The sequence below is a fragment of the Limnobacter sp. MED105 genome (genome assembly GCF_000170915.1).
Taxonomy (GTDB): domain Bacteria; phylum Pseudomonadota; class Gammaproteobacteria; order Burkholderiales; family Burkholderiaceae_B; genus Limnobacter.
The window spans coordinates 207,315-222,515 of the sequence record NZ_ABCT01000003.1; the positions used below are offsets into that span (position 1 = coordinate 207,315).

At 49.8% G+C, this 15,201-nt stretch carries 16 protein-coding genes, 1 pseudogene and 1 other annotated feature; of the genes and pseudogenes, 2 read left to right on the forward strand and 15 right to left on the reverse strand.

The features are described 5' to 3' along the window. Positions 1 to 2: 2 nt before the first annotated feature. The 15 genes and pseudogenes from bcsQ to LMED105_RS05025 form a co-directional block, all read right to left on the reverse strand. Positions 3 to 749 (reverse strand): cellulose biosynthesis protein BcsQ, encoded by a 747-nt coding sequence (gene bcsQ / locus LMED105_RS04950; protein WP_008248812.1) that lies wholly within the window; start codon positions 747 to 749, stop codon positions 3 to 5. Then, positions 746 to 1,168 carry a hypothetical protein gene (locus LMED105_RS16890; RefSeq protein ID WP_008248814.1) on the reverse strand — a complete coding sequence of 141 codons (423 nt, stop codon included), beginning with the start codon at positions 1,166 to 1,168 and terminating at the stop codon, positions 746 to 748. Before LMED105_RS16890 ends, bcsQ begins: the two co-directional genes overlap by 4 nt. 26 nt (positions 1,169 to 1,194) lie before the next feature. Beyond that, positions 1,195 to 1,644, reverse strand: coding sequence for a hypothetical protein (locus tag LMED105_RS04960; protein ID WP_008248816.1), 450 nt, complete (start codon positions 1,642 to 1,644; stop codon positions 1,195 to 1,197). 332 nt (positions 1,645 to 1,976) lie between these two features. Continuing rightward, positions 1,977 to 3,061: pseudogene (locus LMED105_RS04965) on the reverse strand (IS3 family transposase); the annotation flags it as partial. Then, positions 2,814 to 2,930: a sequence feature (AL1L pseudoknot), on the reverse strand. Its footprint overlaps the pseudogene before it by 117 nt. A 139-nt stretch (positions 3,062 to 3,200) precedes the next feature. After that, on the reverse strand, positions 3,201 to 3,635 hold the full coding sequence (locus LMED105_RS04975; RefSeq protein WP_369745837.1) for a group 1 truncated hemoglobin: 435 nt from the start codon (positions 3,633 to 3,635) through the stop codon (positions 3,201 to 3,203). A 14-nt stretch (positions 3,636 to 3,649) separates the two neighbouring features. Beyond that, the gene (locus tag LMED105_RS04980; protein WP_156799548.1) at positions 3,650 to 4,567 is read right to left on the reverse strand and encodes a DUF3034 family protein; all 918 of its coding nucleotides are present in this window, start codon (positions 4,565 to 4,567) and stop codon (positions 3,650 to 3,652) included. 60 nt (positions 4,568 to 4,627) lie between these two features. Continuing rightward, positions 4,628 to 5,191, reverse strand: coding sequence for a phosphoribosyl-AMP cyclohydrolase (locus tag LMED105_RS04985; RefSeq protein ID WP_040512408.1), 564 nt, complete (start codon positions 5,189 to 5,191; stop codon positions 4,628 to 4,630). Between the two features lie 134 nt (positions 5,192 to 5,325). After that, positions 5,326 to 6,051 carry a response regulator transcription factor gene (locus LMED105_RS04990; protein ID WP_008248845.1) on the reverse strand — a complete coding sequence of 242 codons (726 nt, stop codon included), beginning with the start codon at positions 6,049 to 6,051 and terminating at the stop codon, positions 5,326 to 5,328. Further along, positions 6,048 to 7,679: a HAMP domain-containing sensor histidine kinase gene (locus LMED105_RS04995; RefSeq protein WP_040512355.1), complete on the reverse strand. Its 1,632-nt coding sequence runs from the start codon at positions 7,677 to 7,679 to the stop codon at positions 6,048 to 6,050. Before LMED105_RS04995 ends, LMED105_RS04990 begins: the two co-directional genes overlap by 4 nt. Positions 7,680 to 7,767: 88 nt before the next feature. Further along, a complete protein-coding gene (locus tag LMED105_RS05000; protein ID WP_040512409.1) occupies positions 7,768 to 8,877 on the reverse strand; it encodes an OprO/OprP family phosphate-selective porin in 1,110 nt (369 codons plus the stop codon). A 224-nt stretch (positions 8,878 to 9,101) separates the two neighbouring features. Further along, on the reverse strand, positions 9,102 to 9,413 hold the full coding sequence (locus LMED105_RS05005) for a hypothetical protein (RefSeq protein ID WP_008248853.1): 312 nt from the start codon (positions 9,411 to 9,413) through the stop codon (positions 9,102 to 9,104). Between the two features lie 213 nt (positions 9,414 to 9,626). Further along, positions 9,627 to 9,992: a hypothetical protein gene (locus LMED105_RS05010; RefSeq protein ID WP_008248855.1), complete on the reverse strand. Its 366-nt coding sequence runs from the start codon at positions 9,990 to 9,992 to the stop codon at positions 9,627 to 9,629. A gap of 267 nt (positions 9,993 to 10,259) precedes the next feature. Continuing rightward, the gene (locus LMED105_RS05015) at positions 10,260 to 11,237 is read right to left on the reverse strand and encodes a TerC family protein (RefSeq protein ID WP_008248858.1); all 978 of its coding nucleotides are present in this window, start codon (positions 11,235 to 11,237) and stop codon (positions 10,260 to 10,262) included. Between the two features lie 1,106 nt (positions 11,238 to 12,343). Continuing rightward, the gene (locus LMED105_RS05020) at positions 12,344 to 12,574 is read right to left on the reverse strand and encodes a hypothetical protein (protein WP_008248860.1); all 231 of its coding nucleotides are present in this window, start codon (positions 12,572 to 12,574) and stop codon (positions 12,344 to 12,346) included. Between the two features lie 221 nt (positions 12,575 to 12,795). Continuing rightward, complete coding sequence (locus LMED105_RS05025; protein ID WP_008248861.1) at positions 12,796 to 13,671, reverse strand: helix-turn-helix transcriptional regulator; 876 nt, start codon at positions 13,669 to 13,671, stop codon at positions 12,796 to 12,798. 101 nt (positions 13,672 to 13,772) lie between these two features. Here LMED105_RS05025 and LMED105_RS05030 point away from each other — a divergent pair, with 101 nt between their 5' ends. Continuing rightward, the gene (locus LMED105_RS05030; protein WP_008248862.1) at positions 13,773 to 14,660 is read left to right on the forward strand and encodes an SDR family oxidoreductase; all 888 of its coding nucleotides are present in this window, start codon (positions 13,773 to 13,775) and stop codon (positions 14,658 to 14,660) included. A 181-nt stretch (positions 14,661 to 14,841) separates the two neighbouring features. Then, a complete protein-coding gene (locus tag LMED105_RS16895) occupies positions 14,842 to 15,072 on the forward strand; it encodes a hypothetical protein (protein ID WP_198006795.1) in 231 nt (76 codons plus the stop codon). Positions 15,073 to 15,201 lie beyond the last annotated feature (129 nt).

Genomic DNA, 15,201 nt, shown 5'->3' on the forward strand with positions numbered 1-15,201 from the left:
CCCTATTTTTCGAGAAGCTTGTCTGCAAGTGCGCGCAAATCCTGCGACGCTTGCGATTTGGGATCATATTCAAACACTGTCTTACGAAATGCCAACGCTTCACTGACTGCAAGGTCTTGGTGAATCACAGTCATGAACTCTCGAGGATAGTCAGACCGCAAAAGCAGTAGTACATCTTCGGAGAGCTCTTTCAAAGGGTTGATTTGATTCACCACCAGGCGCAAATCTGGAGAAAACCGCGCACCTTGTGAATAGCGACCAAACAAACCAATCATTCGAGGAAAGGTTGCAAACGACGCGGCATCGGCCAACACAACAGCCAAGACACGATCAGCAAAATGAGTGGCTTGGCGAAAGTAAAGCGAAGGTCCTGGAGGCGTGTCGATTAAGACGATTGTGTCGGGTGGCATCCCGAGGCGATTAATGAATTCTTCAAGAAGGTTGTCATGCTGAGAAAGCAAAAACTCGAACTCAAGTCGCGTGTCTTCGTTCACATCACCATAAGGTACTACGTAAGCACCACACGCCGACTCGTATCTGGGCACAGCTCTGTTCTTTTGGGTCAAGTATGCAGCAAGCCCGCCACCATCTGAAGCTGAAAGACCCAAGTGGAATCGCACTGCATTTTGGGGATCAAGATCGAGGACGAGCACGTTCTTGCCCACCGATGCGAGGGCAACAGCCATGTTGGCGGTTACAGTTGTTTTACCGACACCGCCTTTGATAGAGGCAACAACAAACGTTCTCAAACTTTGTTGCCACCCTTGAGTTTGCCGCCTCCAAACAAGGCCTTCGCTTTTGGTGCCTGCCCGTCGGTGACAGAAGGAGTAAGCCTTGGAGACTTTCCAATTGATTTGAATATTTCTCGTGCCGATTCCTGAGCGGGCCGTTTCTTTGAAAGAAAGGATCGAACGGGCAATTTACTTTCTGGTTCGGGTAGCGTGGGCTTGGTCGGGTTTGGAGGACTTACCAACTTCTCAGGCTGAACCGCCGAAAGTGCATCTTCAGCAGTGGCTTTCAGCGGAGGACCCAATCTTGTTTTCTCGGACTCGCTGACGTTGTCCAACAAAGGCCATTTTTGCCGCACGTCATCGATCACCTTGGTGCCGAAATCTTTGTAGTCAGAGTTGGTTCCCAGCCGCTTGAACAGATTTTCAACATCTTTCATTTCAATCCCCAAACATCTTTTTGCACTTATACAAAGGTCACTTCTGCCAACAAACCTGAATCATCTTCACTGACCACCCGCACCTCAGTGCCCGGGTCCATACCCAAATTTGTAAACCACTCGTAATACACACCACCCAACAGCACACCTGCAAGTTCGATCTTTTCGGGCCCAAGGCAAACCAAAAATGGGCACCCCAAGTGCCTTACATAGATCTCATTTCCTTTTTGGATGATCTCTGCCTGTCCCCAACCAAGGCGATCGAATACAGAATTAATTTCGATCTGTAGTTCTTCCAGCGACAAGTCGTCAGAAAGAGGATTGCGTTTTGCAAGCCCTACTCCAGTTCCAAACAGAAGGGTTTGCACTGTATTTTCGTCGAGAAGATCCGATGAGACATCCAGCAAGCAATCAAATAAAGAAGTCCAACCCTTGGGATGTAGCTGAGCAATCAGAGTATTAAATCCTGAATTCATTTGTAAAGCACCTAAACACATCAAACCAATTAGCCATAACCCAAAACAACATTCAATAGATTCAATTGTTAGATCGGTTTAGTGCATCTATTCCAAATCACTCTAGTCGCGATTCAAGCGTTTGCTCACACACTAATCATTAGTACCGATTATAAATTGAACTTACCAACAAGTCACGGTGACAAAAATACCCTATTTTGTTAAATATAAAAATTTCTACGTTTAACACGAGACACATTTAAACTCTCTGATCAGCGCTTATTTTCCCAATACATGCGGCTTATTCGCCTCAAGGAACTGAACCGCCCCGGTTTTCGTAGAGGCCAATTGGTTTAAGTGCAGGTTTGTTCGGCCTGCTGACCGATTTGTTGATAGTAAATCATCTCAGCTTCGGCGGGTGGAATGTAGCCCAGTGGCTCCATTAGTCTGTAATGATTGAACCAAGCCACCCATTCCAGCGTGGCCAACTCCACTGATTCAATCGTTTTCCAGGCGCCTCTGCGGTGAATCACTTCGGCCTTGTACAAACCGTTAATGGTCTCTGCCAACGCGTTGTCGTAGCTGTCGCCTTTGCTGCCCACCGATGGTTCAATGCCCGCTTCAGCAAGGCGTTCGCTGAACCGGATGGACACGTATTGCGAGCCCCTGTCGCTGTGGTGAATCAGTGACTGGCTTCTGTCAGGTTGACGGTCCCAAAGCGCTTGTTCCAGCGCGTCCAACACAAAGTCTGTGCGCATGGAACGGCTGGCACGCCAGCCTACAATTCGCCGTGAGAAGACGTCGATGATGAAAGCCACATAGACAAACCCCTGCCAGGTTGAGACATAGGTGAAATCAGAAACCCACAACTGGTTGGGGCGGTCGGCTTTGAACTGGCGTTTAACAAGGTCCAATGGACAAGCTGCCTTGGGGTCTGCAAAGGTGGTGCGCTGTGCTTTGCCTCGAATGACGCCACGCAAACCCATCTGGCGCATCAACCGTTCAACAGTGCAGCGGGCTATTGTAATCCGCTCTCGTTTCATGGCTTTCCAAACCTTGTCAGCACCGTAGACACGTTGGTTCTTGTCCCAAACAATCTGTATTTGCTCAATGCGCTGTTCATCGGCAACGGCGCGGGCACTTCGCAATGCTGGATTGCGTTGGCAGGCGGCGTGCTTCCAGTATCCTGAAGGGGCAATCTGAAAGGACTTACAGATTGACTCGACCCCAAAGGTTTGGCGGTGTTCATCGATGAAGCGCCTCATTTCTTTTTGAGGCGGTCGAGTTCCGCCTGGGCGAAAAAAGCGCTTGCCAATCGAAGTATTTCGTTGGCCTGCCGCAGCTCTTTGACTTCACGCTCCAGCGCCTTGACACGCTCCTTCTCTGCCGTGGTCACGCCATCGCGAGTGCCGTTGTCGACTTCGTGTTTACTCACCCAGCAACCACCCTCGAATCACCGCTATGAACTTCCACAAGATTTGTTTTCGTTACTCGACTTAGATGTATCAACTTCCTTGAGCAATCGAGCCGATACGGCGTACGCAAAGTTTCTGTCCACCACGGTCTGCTGGCGAAGTTTACCTGACGGTAATCACATCCCTGTGCATTGGCGCCAGCATACTCAACACCTCAAGCTGCACGTCAAATGGCACGCTGTACGCGTTCATGCTGGTTTGTAGCACCTCCACCAGCGCATTGAAATGTGCTTTGGTAATCACCATGCCTTCATGTGCGGTTTTCATGTCGGCACCCACATACTTACATGGGCCACCCGTGGCTTCACACACCTGGTCGGTCAGCTGCGAGGCAAGTCGATCAGCATTGGTGGCCGCGAATTGATCGCCAATGCGCGGGTCTGCTTTCAGGCGAACCACAAAGTCGTCCATCACCATGCGGATGCTTTCCTTGCCGCCCAGTTGTTCGTAAAGTGATTTCTCGGAACTGGCTTGGGCAGCCATGGGCAAACACATTGCTAAGGCAAGCGCTGCGGCAAAAGATCGAATTGATTTCATCATCATGGTCTCCTTCAGAATGCCAGTTGAGCTGACAAATAAAAGCCGGTTTGACTACGGCCTCCAGTGGTCGCGGGCACAATTCGACCCAGGTCCACATACGCCGCGGTCAAGGAAAGGTTCTTGGTTGGGGCCCATGCCACAAACAGGTCCATCCAATCGTCTGCGCGAAGACCACTGTTCAGGCCTGCATTGCGGCCAGCCGCTTCAAGGTTGTTGGGCATCATTCGATATTCCGCACCAATGGCCAAGTTGTGACTCAATAGCTTGGCCACAGAGATTTCAGGCATCAATTCATAGCTGTCATCCGTGGTCGATCCAAAACCCAATAAGCCGTTTTGATTGGCCTTCGTAGCACGCAAAGTGCCGTTGACCAATACGCCTTGTTTCAAAAACAACTTGGTCGCGGTCACATAAAAATCGGTACCGCTGTCGTCGGCACCCAATGAAGTCAAGGTTGGCTCCAAGGCTGCTGCGTCCAGCATTTTATGCTGCAGGCCCACTGCCACTTGTGGGTACCATGTATCGGCGTCTAATACACCATCACCAAATACGCGTACCTTCACGCCAACGATCTGCTGTTTCAAATCCAGACCAGCGCCGGTAAGGGCTGTTCCCGTGATACCCGTGTCAAGCACCTGCTCACCCAGAGAAAACTCCACCCGCTCGTTCCAGCCCACTGTGGCGCCGTAAGTGGTGAGCGAATAATCCTGTGTTTCAACCTGGGTCAGGTTCGTTGCGAAGCCCAATTCATTTTCTGTGGCCTGAGTACCAATAAATGCCCACGGCGTGATACCACCACCGCCAGCACCCTCTACGGTACTCACTCCGCCGGTCAAAACCAGCTTTCCCGTACTTGCCCAAACTGGGGCGCAAAAAACTGCAGTGCTCAGCACCGCTGCCTTAATCCATTTTGATTGTTGTTGGTTCATCACAAATGCTTCCATGAGAACAAGATAAATGGCCGACGTTGGAGTCGGCCACCTGGATAGTTAGTTGGTGTATGGCAGGGAAGAGTGATGCAGCACAATCTTCACGTTACCGGCGCTGTCTTTCACATAGCCCCAGGTTTTGTCGACTGTGGTCACCTTGCCATTCTTGTCAGTGAAGCTGACATTGCCCATGGTCAAGGCCGTGTTGCCATTCAAGTGAATGACAGAATTTTTGGATTCAACACTTCTCCAGCCCTTCAATGCAAAACCGGAATCATTGGGGAATTTTTTGTTGCCGCCCACGTAATAAGACAAAGCGCCTTCTTCAGTGCTGCGGATGTTTTGGGGGATAGCGGCCAATGTGGGCTTGAACAGCACAGGTCCCATGTCGTAAGCATATGTTTTGTCCAATGCTGCTTTTGTGGTTTTCTTGGCTTTTTCCAAACCACCCGCTTCAAAGTCTTTAGAAATTTGAACAACCGCATCGCCCCATATTTTCTGGGCTTTCAGCACTTCAGCTTCGGTGATATTGCTGCTAACCACCGCAGTGTTGGCGAAGGCCGCACCACCGAAAGCCAAACCGGCGGACACCAAAGCTGCAGAAACAAAACTGGATTTTTTCATCACGATCTCCTTGAATTTGAGGTTCGAAAAACAAACATTGCTTTTCATGAACACCATTCTGAAAGATCAAAATGAACCAGAACTTCCTTGCCCGATGAATCAAACTGGCATCCAAGATGAACGCCAGATGAACACTACTGCGAATCGTTGGTCTGCAGTGCCTCCAGCCGGTAACCGAGCCCACGCTGGGTATGAATCAAGGGTTGCAATCCCTCCAGATCAATCTTGGTGCGCAGGCGGCGAATATAAACATCCACCACATTGGTCAGCGGGTCCTCGTTCACCCCCCACACGTTTGAAAGAATTCGCTCACGGCTGAACAGCCGGCCTGGCGCACTCATCAGCAACTCGACCAAAGCAAGCTCTTTCGCAGTCAACTGAATTTCACGACCCGCACGCGACAAACGCATTTTTTCAAGATCAAGATTCAGGTCAGCGACCTCCAGATTTTTTCTGGCCTGCTTCGGTGCTGCGTTGCCCACCCGACGACCCAGCGCCTCCAGGCGTGCAAGAATTTCATCGAATGCAAATGGCTTACCCAGGTAATCGTCGGCACCCATGCGCAGGCCCGCCACCCTGTCTTCGACTGAATTCAATGCAGTCAACATCAACACAGGCAAAGCGAAACCCTCTGCCCGCAGGGTTTGGCAGACATCAAGCCCTGAACCATCAGGCAGCATCACATCCAGAATTACCACTGCACTTTCAAAATTTTCACGCACTTCCTTTTGCAAGGCCTTGGCCATTGACAGACCCGTGTTGGCATTGTGAGCCACCTGGGGTCGATAACCCTCCGCTTTCAGTCCACGCTCCAAAAAACTAGACACACGTGCATCGTCTTCAACAATCAACACTTTCATACTGCGTCCTCAATGATTGAATCAAATGCTGGCAAATTAATCGTTACCCTGCATCCTCTGTTTTCTTCGCTGCTTATTTCAATGATGCCGTGGTGGGCCCGTACAATCGCCGCTGCCAGTGGCAAACCCAAGCCGCTGCCGTCGGGCCTGATCAGCTTCGCCATGGTGCCACGGTAGTGGCGCTCAAATACTCGACTCAACTCATTCTCAGGAATACCTGGGCCATTGTCTTCAATCGTTACCTCACATCGGCGCATGTTCTCCGCATCTTCTACCGAAGCAGTACTGATGCGGATTACCGCCTTGGCGCCGCTGTATTGAATCGCATTGTCCAAAACAATATTTAACACCTGCTTCAAACGCTGCGCATCACCCAGAACCAAGCTATCACTCTGAATTTGCGCTTCCACAGCACAGCCCTTTTGGCTGATTTGTGGCCGGAAATAGGCAATTGATTCGTGGCATAAAGTTGAAATATCCACTGCCCGTCGGTCCAATACAAGCGCATCTATATCGCTTCGCGCCAAGGTCAGCATGTCGTCCACAATGTAGTTGAGTTGTTGCGTGTATTGAACAATCCGCTCGAGAGTTTCCTTACACTCGGCATTGCTATTTCCGCCATGGCGCAAACTGATTTCGGCCTCACCGCGAATTGCAGTGGTGGGTGTTTTTAATTCGTGGCTAATGTCCGCAAACATCTGCCGACGGCGAAGCTCAATTTTTTCCAGTCGGTGCAAGGCCTCCTGTAATTCGTTGGTTCGCTCGCTCACCTGCACCTCAAGCTGCTCGCGCGCCTGTTGGTCGTTGGCGCGCAGGCGCGCAATTTCACGGGCCATGTCATTCATGCTGCGCCCTACCTGCGAGAACTCGTCGCGCCCAAATGCTGGGATGCGATAACTCAAATTGCCTGCTTGCAAGGTTTCCGCGCCCTTGATCAAGCGCTCCACAGGTTTGCTCAAAGACCTCACGAAATAAAAAGCAAGTAACACCATGAACAAGGCAAGCCCGATGGTGGCAATCACAACCACATTGGTCATGAAGTTCAGCGATACATCCGCCGCCGCCCTGTCTCGTGCGGTGATCAGGCGTTCACGGGCAATGCTTTGGGTTAAGGCAACCCGCAAATCCTGACCATCCGACACATCAAAAATCTGGTCGAGTTTCTGGCGTTTCTGTTGTGGAGTTACCGCCTCGAATTTCCATTCAGAAGCGGTCATCACCGATCCCAATTGGTCCACACCTTTTCGTAATATCACCAGACTTTGCCGGCGCTCCTCGTGCTCGGGCATTAACTCCTGATCGCCCCGAGTCAAACCCTTCGAGGTTTCTGCAAGTCGATCCAGGGTATCGAGCGCACGGATCATGTTGTAGTAATACACTTGGCTTTGCTGGGGGTCAGACTCCAGCCCCGTCATTTCACTGGTCAGCTGGGTTCGTAGCAACTGCTTGTTTGAAAGCAGGTCCATATAGCCCACCAACAATTCGTTGGCGACTCGGCCTTTTTGAACATTCTGGCTGGCTGTAACCATGACAAAGTAGCCGATTACCCCTTGGGCAACCGCCACCAGTGCCAAAGCCACAAAGGCCAGCAGAATACGGGTTTTGAACATCACCATTCCCTTGGGCATCAAATCAACATCCAGATGCTAGGGATTATCGGTGATAAACACCAGATTTTTTGGATTGTTAATCTGGCGTTCATCTTTTCGAAATCACTTAGTAAGTGAACTGAAGGCGCATGCGCAGCTCATTGCCGCTGTCGCTATTAGTGTTGCTTTCAGCATCCATATAGCTTACGCCGACCTTGACCGAGTCATTCATGTAGTAGTTCAAGCCCAGAGAGGTTTGCTGCGCATCAATAAAGCCCAAGCCAACGTCATTGAAACGACCATCGCCCTCTTCAAAGCGGGCAGTCACTTCCCAAGTGCCGCCCGGTACGGCTTTGACCCGCTTGAAAACGCCATCGCTGTAGGGGCGAGTTCCACCGCCGTTCAGGATGTACCCAAGCTGCGCGTAATAACCGTTGAAGTTCTGTGGGCCTACATCGGAATCGAAATACTCGGCCTGTGCATGGAATGGACCAAAGGCTCCAGCCATTTCCACGTTCATCGTGTCGGTTTCATCCACTGGGTCGGTGGCACCCACAGTTTGATAGCCAGCGCCAAAGTGCAGCACGCTGCTTTTGGTCATGATCGGTGCGAACGTAACACGCCCTGCCAGGGCCTGTTCCTGAAAATCATTGGTGCCGTTACCATCCGCCTCGAACAAACCCACACCATAAGTGAATCGCTTGTCCATGCCACGTCCGCTGAGCTTCACACCGGAGGATCGCTCAAGCGCATAGCGTTCGATCATGGCAGAGCGCTCAAGCAAAGAAATGTCATTTGAACTGGTCAAAACATCCATACCAAAAGGCACACGCTGCTTGCCAATGGTCAAATTGGCCATGTCGCCAAATCCTTTGTACCTAAGGTACAAATCCTCAACACTACCGCCACTTGTTCCAGATTCGGCGATATTGAATTCCGCTTTCATTTCAAAATCATTCACATGAGCGCGCAGTGCGATTCGCGCACGGCGGGCATCAAAATCTTCCAGTGTTTCGTTGCCATTGGCGGCCGTGTCGGTCTCATCTTGCGTGTAATCGTAGTGCAGTCGCCCACCAATCTGGAAACCTGCGCTTTTGTCTTCAGTCTCAAGTTTCAATCCACCTTTGGTGGAAAGAATAATGTCCTGGCCATCTGTGCGCACCTGGCCAGCTTGTGCGTTCGTCGAAATTGCGCCAAGCATTAACAAAGCCAATACGGAACAAGAACTGGTTTTCATGGGGTACTCCTTGGATTTTATGTGGAGCCCCATTGTTGTCGGTCAAGATGAACAGTCACTGAACGTTGAATGAAGTCCTTCATCAACAGAAATGAACACAAAATGAACGAATTTTGACGAGAAATGTGTGTGTAATATAAATCATTTTTACGAAAAAAAAGGCCTGATTTTCAGGCCTTTGTTCTGGGCTATCGACAACCCACTTTGAACAAATCAGTTTGTGATTACTTGATCTTTTCCCAGGGATTCAGGCTGGTTCCATCACCGAACTCCACATACCTGTAACCCTCCATTTTACGTATTACAGCAGCACGGGTTAGCGTGGAACTTGGCTTGTAGCTGGGTGCCACTGTGCCATCCAAGGAGTTCGCAATATTGCTGCTGTCGGTTTTGGAAAGCACTTCAGCGCGAGTCAAGGTCGATGGCGAAGAGTCCATACGAACATGGTTGGTACCGTCTCCCATAAACAGGTCGCTGGCGGCCAGGGCATTGCCGCTAAATCCAAGTACAAGTGAAAGGGCGATAATCTTTTTCATGGTTTTCTCCTACAAGATTTTTAAGAAATACTGCATCTCTTTGCAATACATGTAGTTTGCAGTTCATGCCTTAACCTAGAGTCAGAAGTTTTATGAACAAATCAATGCCGAATTATGAACATTTGATGAATAAAAAAAGGCCCGATTGCTCGGGCCTGAAATCGGACTTTTTACAGCCCAGGGGGTGAGATGAAGAAAGCGAAAACCGACAGATCAGTTGGTTTTGGATGTTGGCATATTGCTGTCATCCTGCGCCAGGTTGCTGTTGTCGTCTCGCGTCTTCACCCAAGGAGTCGGATTGGTCGCGTCACCAAAATCTGCGTACTCAAAACCTTCCATCTTGCGAATTACATCCGAGCGGCTCAACATCGGGTTGGGGGCGAAGTTGGGCGAAACAGATGCATCAAGCGCGTTGGCCACATTGGCACTGTCAGTTTTGGAAACCACTTCAGCGCGGGTCAGGCTGGACTGCTTGGATTCCTTCACAACGTGATAAGTGCCGTCGCCATAAAACAAATCGCTGGCCATTGCGGCGCTGCTGAAGCCAAGGGCAAGTGAAAGTGCAACAATCTTTTTCATGGTATTTCTCCTGTGGGGTTTCTCGGTCAAGTGCAGCAACGTGTCTGCATGGAAATCAGTTTGACCGCCACGCCTTAACCTAAACTGTGTTGTTTCATGAATAACCAGGAGCGTTTTTATGAACAAAGGATGAACAGCTCAATTTGCTACATCTGAAGTTTGTGGGCACGCCGTAGGTTATGGCGGCAATCTGTCTTAACCAATAACAGACAGATTGCCCCTTCAACACCTAAATCAACTTTTCGAAGGGGCCCGCAAGAAGTTCTATTAATCGGCAGCGGTGGAACTTCCTCGAGTCTTCCACAGGGAGAACAAGACCCCCCCAGCGATTAGTCCAAGAGTGACACTCAAGGAAAACTCAGGTGGGACTTTACCAACGATATTTACCAAAAATATCTTTCCGCCAATAAAGACCAACACTAGCGCCAAGGCGTACTTCAGATACCTAAATCGATGAATCAGAGCAGCCAGTGCAAAATAGAGTGCACGTAACCCAAGAATGGCAAAGATATTACTTGTGTAGACAATAAAGGGGTCTGTGGTGATAGCAAAGATCGCAGGCACTGAATCTACTGCAAAAATCAGATCAACGAATTCAATTAACAGTAAAGCCAGGAATAAAGGGGTGTAGACGCGCTGCAACTTTCCGGTACTCTCGCTTCTTTCATGCACCCAAAATGCGTTGCCTTTAAGTTCTTTGGTCAAAGGAAGACGTTTACGTAAAAACTTCAGCAGGGGATTGTTTTCTAGATCTGGCGTGGACTCCCCTACAAACAGCATTTTGATACCCGTGAGCACCAAGAATACACCAAACAAATACAGCACCCAACTAAACTCAGTAACTAAGGCCGCCCCCAAAGCGATCATAATTGCTCTCAAAACAATCACACCTAAAATTCCCCAAAAAAGGACTCGATGCTGATAGACCCTCGGTATACTGAAATAGGTGAAGATCATCGCAATTACGAAAACATTGTCCATAGACAACGACTTCTCAATGGCGAAACCGGTAAAGTAAGCCATCCCACTTTCACTGCCCAGATACCACCAAACCCAGGCCCCGAAAAGACAAGCCATGCCAATGTAGCCAGCAGATAAAAACAGACTTTCTTTAACTTCGATTTCACGACTATCTTTGTGCAAAACGCCAAGATCAAAGGCCAACAAAGCAATCACTATTGAGACAAAAACCAACCATATCCAGGTTGGAGTTCCCATGAAAGGGGTGAGCAGAATTTCGTACATCGGAAAGCCTTCCAAATTTGATCGATTGATTATTTATTGCCCAACGAAAGATATTTTCGTCAAACACTTGAGAGTATTTTTTTCACACAACTAGGAAGTGTGGTCACACATATATCTATCACTCAGAAAACGACTCCAGACTGCGAAGTGTCAACTCAAATATTGTGGAGCAGGCAAAGCACCTAACATCCCTGACCACGAAGCTTTGTTAGTTTCTCATTTCAAAGTGAAGAATGAACATGGTTAAAAATGAAAAAGCTCGGAAGAAAAAATGAATACAGGATGAACAATTGTGTGTGTGAATCATAAAATTTGATACGAAAGAAGCTTAAAGCTGAAAAATACCCTGCCGTCACCAAAAACCAAGCTAGGCCAGTATGTGAGTGCCGGGTGCACAGCAGAACCCAAACCACTTATTCTTGGTACAGTTTGGTCAAAAATTAACCCCAAGGCAGTCGAAGTGCCCAGGGGTCGAAGCCGTTGAGAGTGATAGATCAACGGCGTGTCTGAATTGGGGAGGAGAGCTCAATTTCAGCCTTTGATTATCTCAAAATCAAGTTACAGGCATGTTACTCCACCCCCAAAACGTGGCCTAAAAAGACCAAGCAAATTTAGGAAGATGGCCAGCAAAGAACCACAGAAATGCATTTGTGATGGTGCTGGCGATTTTCGAAGCCCGAAGGTCAATTCAGGCTCGCAGAAATTACCAAAGCAGAGAAACTGAGTGCATGTGCCTTAGGGTGCAGTTCAAGACGATAGAGATAAAGCGATCTAAAGTGGCACCCCCACGGATGACTGGAAAGCCACAACTGGCGTGGCGAACGCCCCAATTAATCCCGCTACTTATCAAATTTCATCGCTGGTGATCGCTAAAAGAGAAAATACTCATAACCAAGGTCGTAGGTTCAAATCCTGCCCCCGCAACCAAATACTCAAAAAGGTCAACTACTTAGCGGTGGTTGACCTTTTTGTTTTGTGACATTGAATGCCAGTTTTGGGTTGGTGACCTGTCACCAAATGTGAAATGTCTGCGCAAAGAAGTGCCAAAAAATTTTCGGGCAATCAAAACGAATGTTAAGTTTAAGCTGATTTACCGGGAGATTTCACTAGACGTCAAAATTTCTCTCTTTGAATTCTTCACAGACACCATCAATTCCGGGAAAAATAGACACCGCAGTAATTCCCATAAAAGCGAGGTCTTTCATCGCCTCGGGGGCCTCTGTAAAAGGAATATCGAAGGCTTTTAGGAAGATAGTCTCGGTCTTCTCTTCGATACTCTTAATATAACCCTCGATGTCTTCTAAATTTGATGATGTAATCATCGCTTGTTGAGGCATGACGCGGAGGTTTTCCAGAGAGATAAATCTCAAAATTGAAACGTGTGGAAACGGCGGGTTAAGTAAAGTAATTTGATAGTCGACTTTGTGCTGCCAAGGCGACCGGCTCTTCTCGACCCTTTGCGGTCATCCAATCCATACGCGCAAAGCGGTCGCTGGAAAACTCCAACTCCATACCAACTTGCCCCGCACTATCCACAGATTGGACAGAGCAAACAGCCTCATGAGCTGCTCGGTGTTATTCTTAAAGCCCCGGTGCCCTTTTCGAAGTACTCGCCCTCAAGTAGGGACAGAACTCGCTCTCGATCCGCTGGCGTTGCGGGGCAATAGATAACCATACCCAGATCAGGTCGACCGTCTACAGCGAAAGCAGAATATTCCAGTGCAATAGGACCTGCAATTGGGTGCGCAACAATTTTTGGATACTCGCCATAGGTACCGCTCACAGTGTTCTCGGCCCACATGACACGGAACTCTTGGCTCTTTGCGCATAGCTCTTCCACCAGCGCTTTGCTTGCAGTAGAAGCACCTGCGCGAGCGACATCAGCTCTGAATGCTGCTACTACAAAGCGAGCATCGCTCTCCCAGTTGGGCATCTTGTTTGGCATGTACGGGTTGTCAAAAATCAGGCGCAAAATATTGCGCTGATCGGGTTCCACTTCACCGTAATCTGTCAACACCAACGCTGCTGCCCGGTTCCACGCGACAACGTCCCAAGTCGGCGTCTTCAAATACGCAGGGCTCGAGTCAAGGGAATCGAGGACACGCTGCAGGCGGGGGGTTACGCTTTCGACGGTGTTATGGGTCACTTCGGGGGGCCGACCGAAAGCCAAAAGGAACAAGTATTCACGCTCTGCATCCGTCAACATAAGTGCGCGTGCGATACGCAACAGTAAGTTAGACGAAGGCGCCCCGCCTCGCCCCTGTTCCAACCATGTGTACCAAGTGGCACTGACATTAGCCCGCTGCGCTACCTCTTCGCGACGCAACCCTGGCGTCCTACGGCGTCCAAGCGAAAAACCCAAAGCTGCGGGATCTAGCTTGGAACGCCGGTCCATCAAGTAGCTTCCCAACAGGTTCTCTTTGGTCTCTCTCATTGAATATCCAGTTAGTTTTTATACCCGTATAAAGTCACTTATTTACACCTATAAATCCTACATCCACACTCGCTTCTTTGTCACTTTTTAAGGAATTCAATATGCGGGTTTTCGTAACAGGTGCGACAGGGTTTGTGGGCTCAGCGGTGGTAAAGGAATTGAGGGCTGCTGGTCATCAAGTGCTCGGGCTGGCGCGCTCAGATGCAGCCGCAGCTGCGCTGAAAGCAGCCGGTGCACAGGTGCACCTTGGGTCCATCGAAGATCTGCAAAGCTTGCGTGACGGAGCTTCCGATGTCGACGGAGTGATCCACACGGCTTTTAACCATGATTTTTCGAAATACGTGGAAAACTGCGAAGCTGATCGACATGTCATTGCAGCGTTGGGATCCGTGTTGATCGGAACTCATAGGCCCTTGGTCGTCACCACAGGCATGACATTTCTGGCTGAAGGTCGGCTGGGTACTGAACATGATGCCCCACCTCCAAGTGTCTTGGGGCCACCCCGAAGTGCGACGGAAGAGGCGACCACCGCGCTTGTTTCACAACAGATTCGCGCAATGGTGGTTCGGCTTCCTCAAGTGCATGACCCACTCAAGCAAGGTTTCATCTCTTTCCTGATTGCACTGGCCCGCGAGAAAGGCATCGCAGCCTACGTTGGTGATGGTCTACAACGCTGGCCGGCTGTACATGTATCGGATGCAGCGGTGCTCTATCGACTAGCGCTTGAAAAGGGCGTGGCAGGTCATAGGTACCACGCCGTTCATGATCAGGGCGTAGCGTTGCGCGACATCGCAGCTTGCATAGGGCAAGGTCTAAAACTTCCTGTCGTCTCAGTCACCCCAGAAAAGGCTGCTGAGCATTTCGGATGGCTAGCTCCATTCGTTGCGATGGACATACCAGCTTCAAGTGCGTTGACTCGCGCGGAACTAGGTTGGAACCCCTCACGTCCGTCGCTTCTTTCCGATCTCGGACAATTTGCCTTTTCCTAGGATATTGAAGACGGGCAAGCACTGTCAAGATTCGATCGGCGCCAACAGGTACAAGGCCTGATACCCGGGCATCAACCACAAGCGGGTGTACCGCATCTACAGCGCTGAGGGACTATCCATCAGGAAGCGCAAGAAGACCAAACGCATCGGTGTACGCGTGCCACTGGTGGCCGCTCTAGCAGTGAACCAAACTTGGAGCCTGGACTTTGTGAGCGATGCCATCGCCCGCCCAGATGCCATCTCCCAGCGCATCACGCGTGCCCATGGTGTCGTGGAATTCGCTGCGCGTGAATCTCGGGCACAGCGCAGTGACGTGAATGCCCCGCGGCTTGAGTTCCATGTCCATCGATTGCGACATGCCCAGCACATAACTCTTGATGCCGGTGTACAGCAGGCTCGCCCCCGGTGGTGAGAACGCGGCCTGAACACACTGATCCAATATAGGTAGACGAGCAGCCCAGAATCGCAGACATTCGACTGTGAAGTTGCTCTCGATTTTCAGAGCCTGAAGGTCAGTTCGAGCTCATGGGAATTACTAAGC

Coding starts and splice junctions, on each gene's coding strand:
- LMED105_RS05005 (WP_008248853.1), bottom strand. CDS start 9,413: ATGAAAAAGATTATCGCCCTTTCACTTGTACTTGGATTTAGCGGCAAT.
- LMED105_RS16890 (WP_008248814.1), bottom strand. CDS start 1,168: ATGAAAGATGTTGAAAATCTGTTCAAGCGGCTGGGAACCAACTCTGAC.
- LMED105_RS04985 (WP_040512408.1), bottom strand. CDS start 5,191: ATGAAAAAATCCAGTTTTGTTTCTGCAGCTTTGGTGTCCGCCGGTTTG.
- LMED105_RS05015 (WP_008248858.1), bottom strand. CDS start 11,237: ATGTACGAAATTCTGCTCACCCCTTTCATGGGAACTCCAACCTGGATA.
- LMED105_RS04990 (WP_008248845.1), bottom strand. CDS start 6,051: ATGAAAGTGTTGATTGTTGAAGACGATGCACGTGTGTCTAGTTTTTTG.
- LMED105_RS05000 (WP_040512409.1), bottom strand. CDS start 8,877: ATGAAAACCAGTTCTTGTTCCGTATTGGCTTTGTTAATGCTTGGCGCA.
- LMED105_RS05010 (WP_008248855.1), bottom strand. CDS start 9,992: ATGAAAAAGATTGTTGCACTTTCACTTGCCCTTGGCTTCAGCAGCGCC.
- LMED105_RS05030 (WP_008248862.1), top strand. CDS start 13,773: ATGCGGGTTTTCGTAACAGGTGCGACAGGGTTTGTGGGCTCAGCGGTG.
- LMED105_RS04960 (WP_008248816.1), bottom strand. CDS start 1,644: ATGAATTCAGGATTTAATACTCTGATTGCTCAGCTACATCCCAAGGGT.
- LMED105_RS04995 (WP_040512355.1), bottom strand. CDS start 7,679: ATGCCCAAGGGAATGGTGATGTTCAAAACCCGTATTCTGCTGGCCTTT.
- LMED105_RS05025 (WP_008248861.1), bottom strand. CDS start 13,671: ATGAGAGAGACCAAAGAGAACCTGTTGGGAAGCTACTTGATGGACCGG.
- LMED105_RS04975 (WP_369745837.1), bottom strand. CDS start 3,635: ATGAAATCAATTCGATCTTTTGCCGCAGCGCTTGCCTTAGCAATGTGT.
- LMED105_RS05020 (WP_008248860.1), bottom strand. CDS start 12,574: ATGCCTCAACAAGCGATGATTACATCATCAAATTTAGAAGACATCGAG.
- LMED105_RS04980 (WP_156799548.1), bottom strand. CDS start 4,567: ATGAACCAACAACAATCAAAATGGATTAAGGCAGCGGTGCTGAGCACT.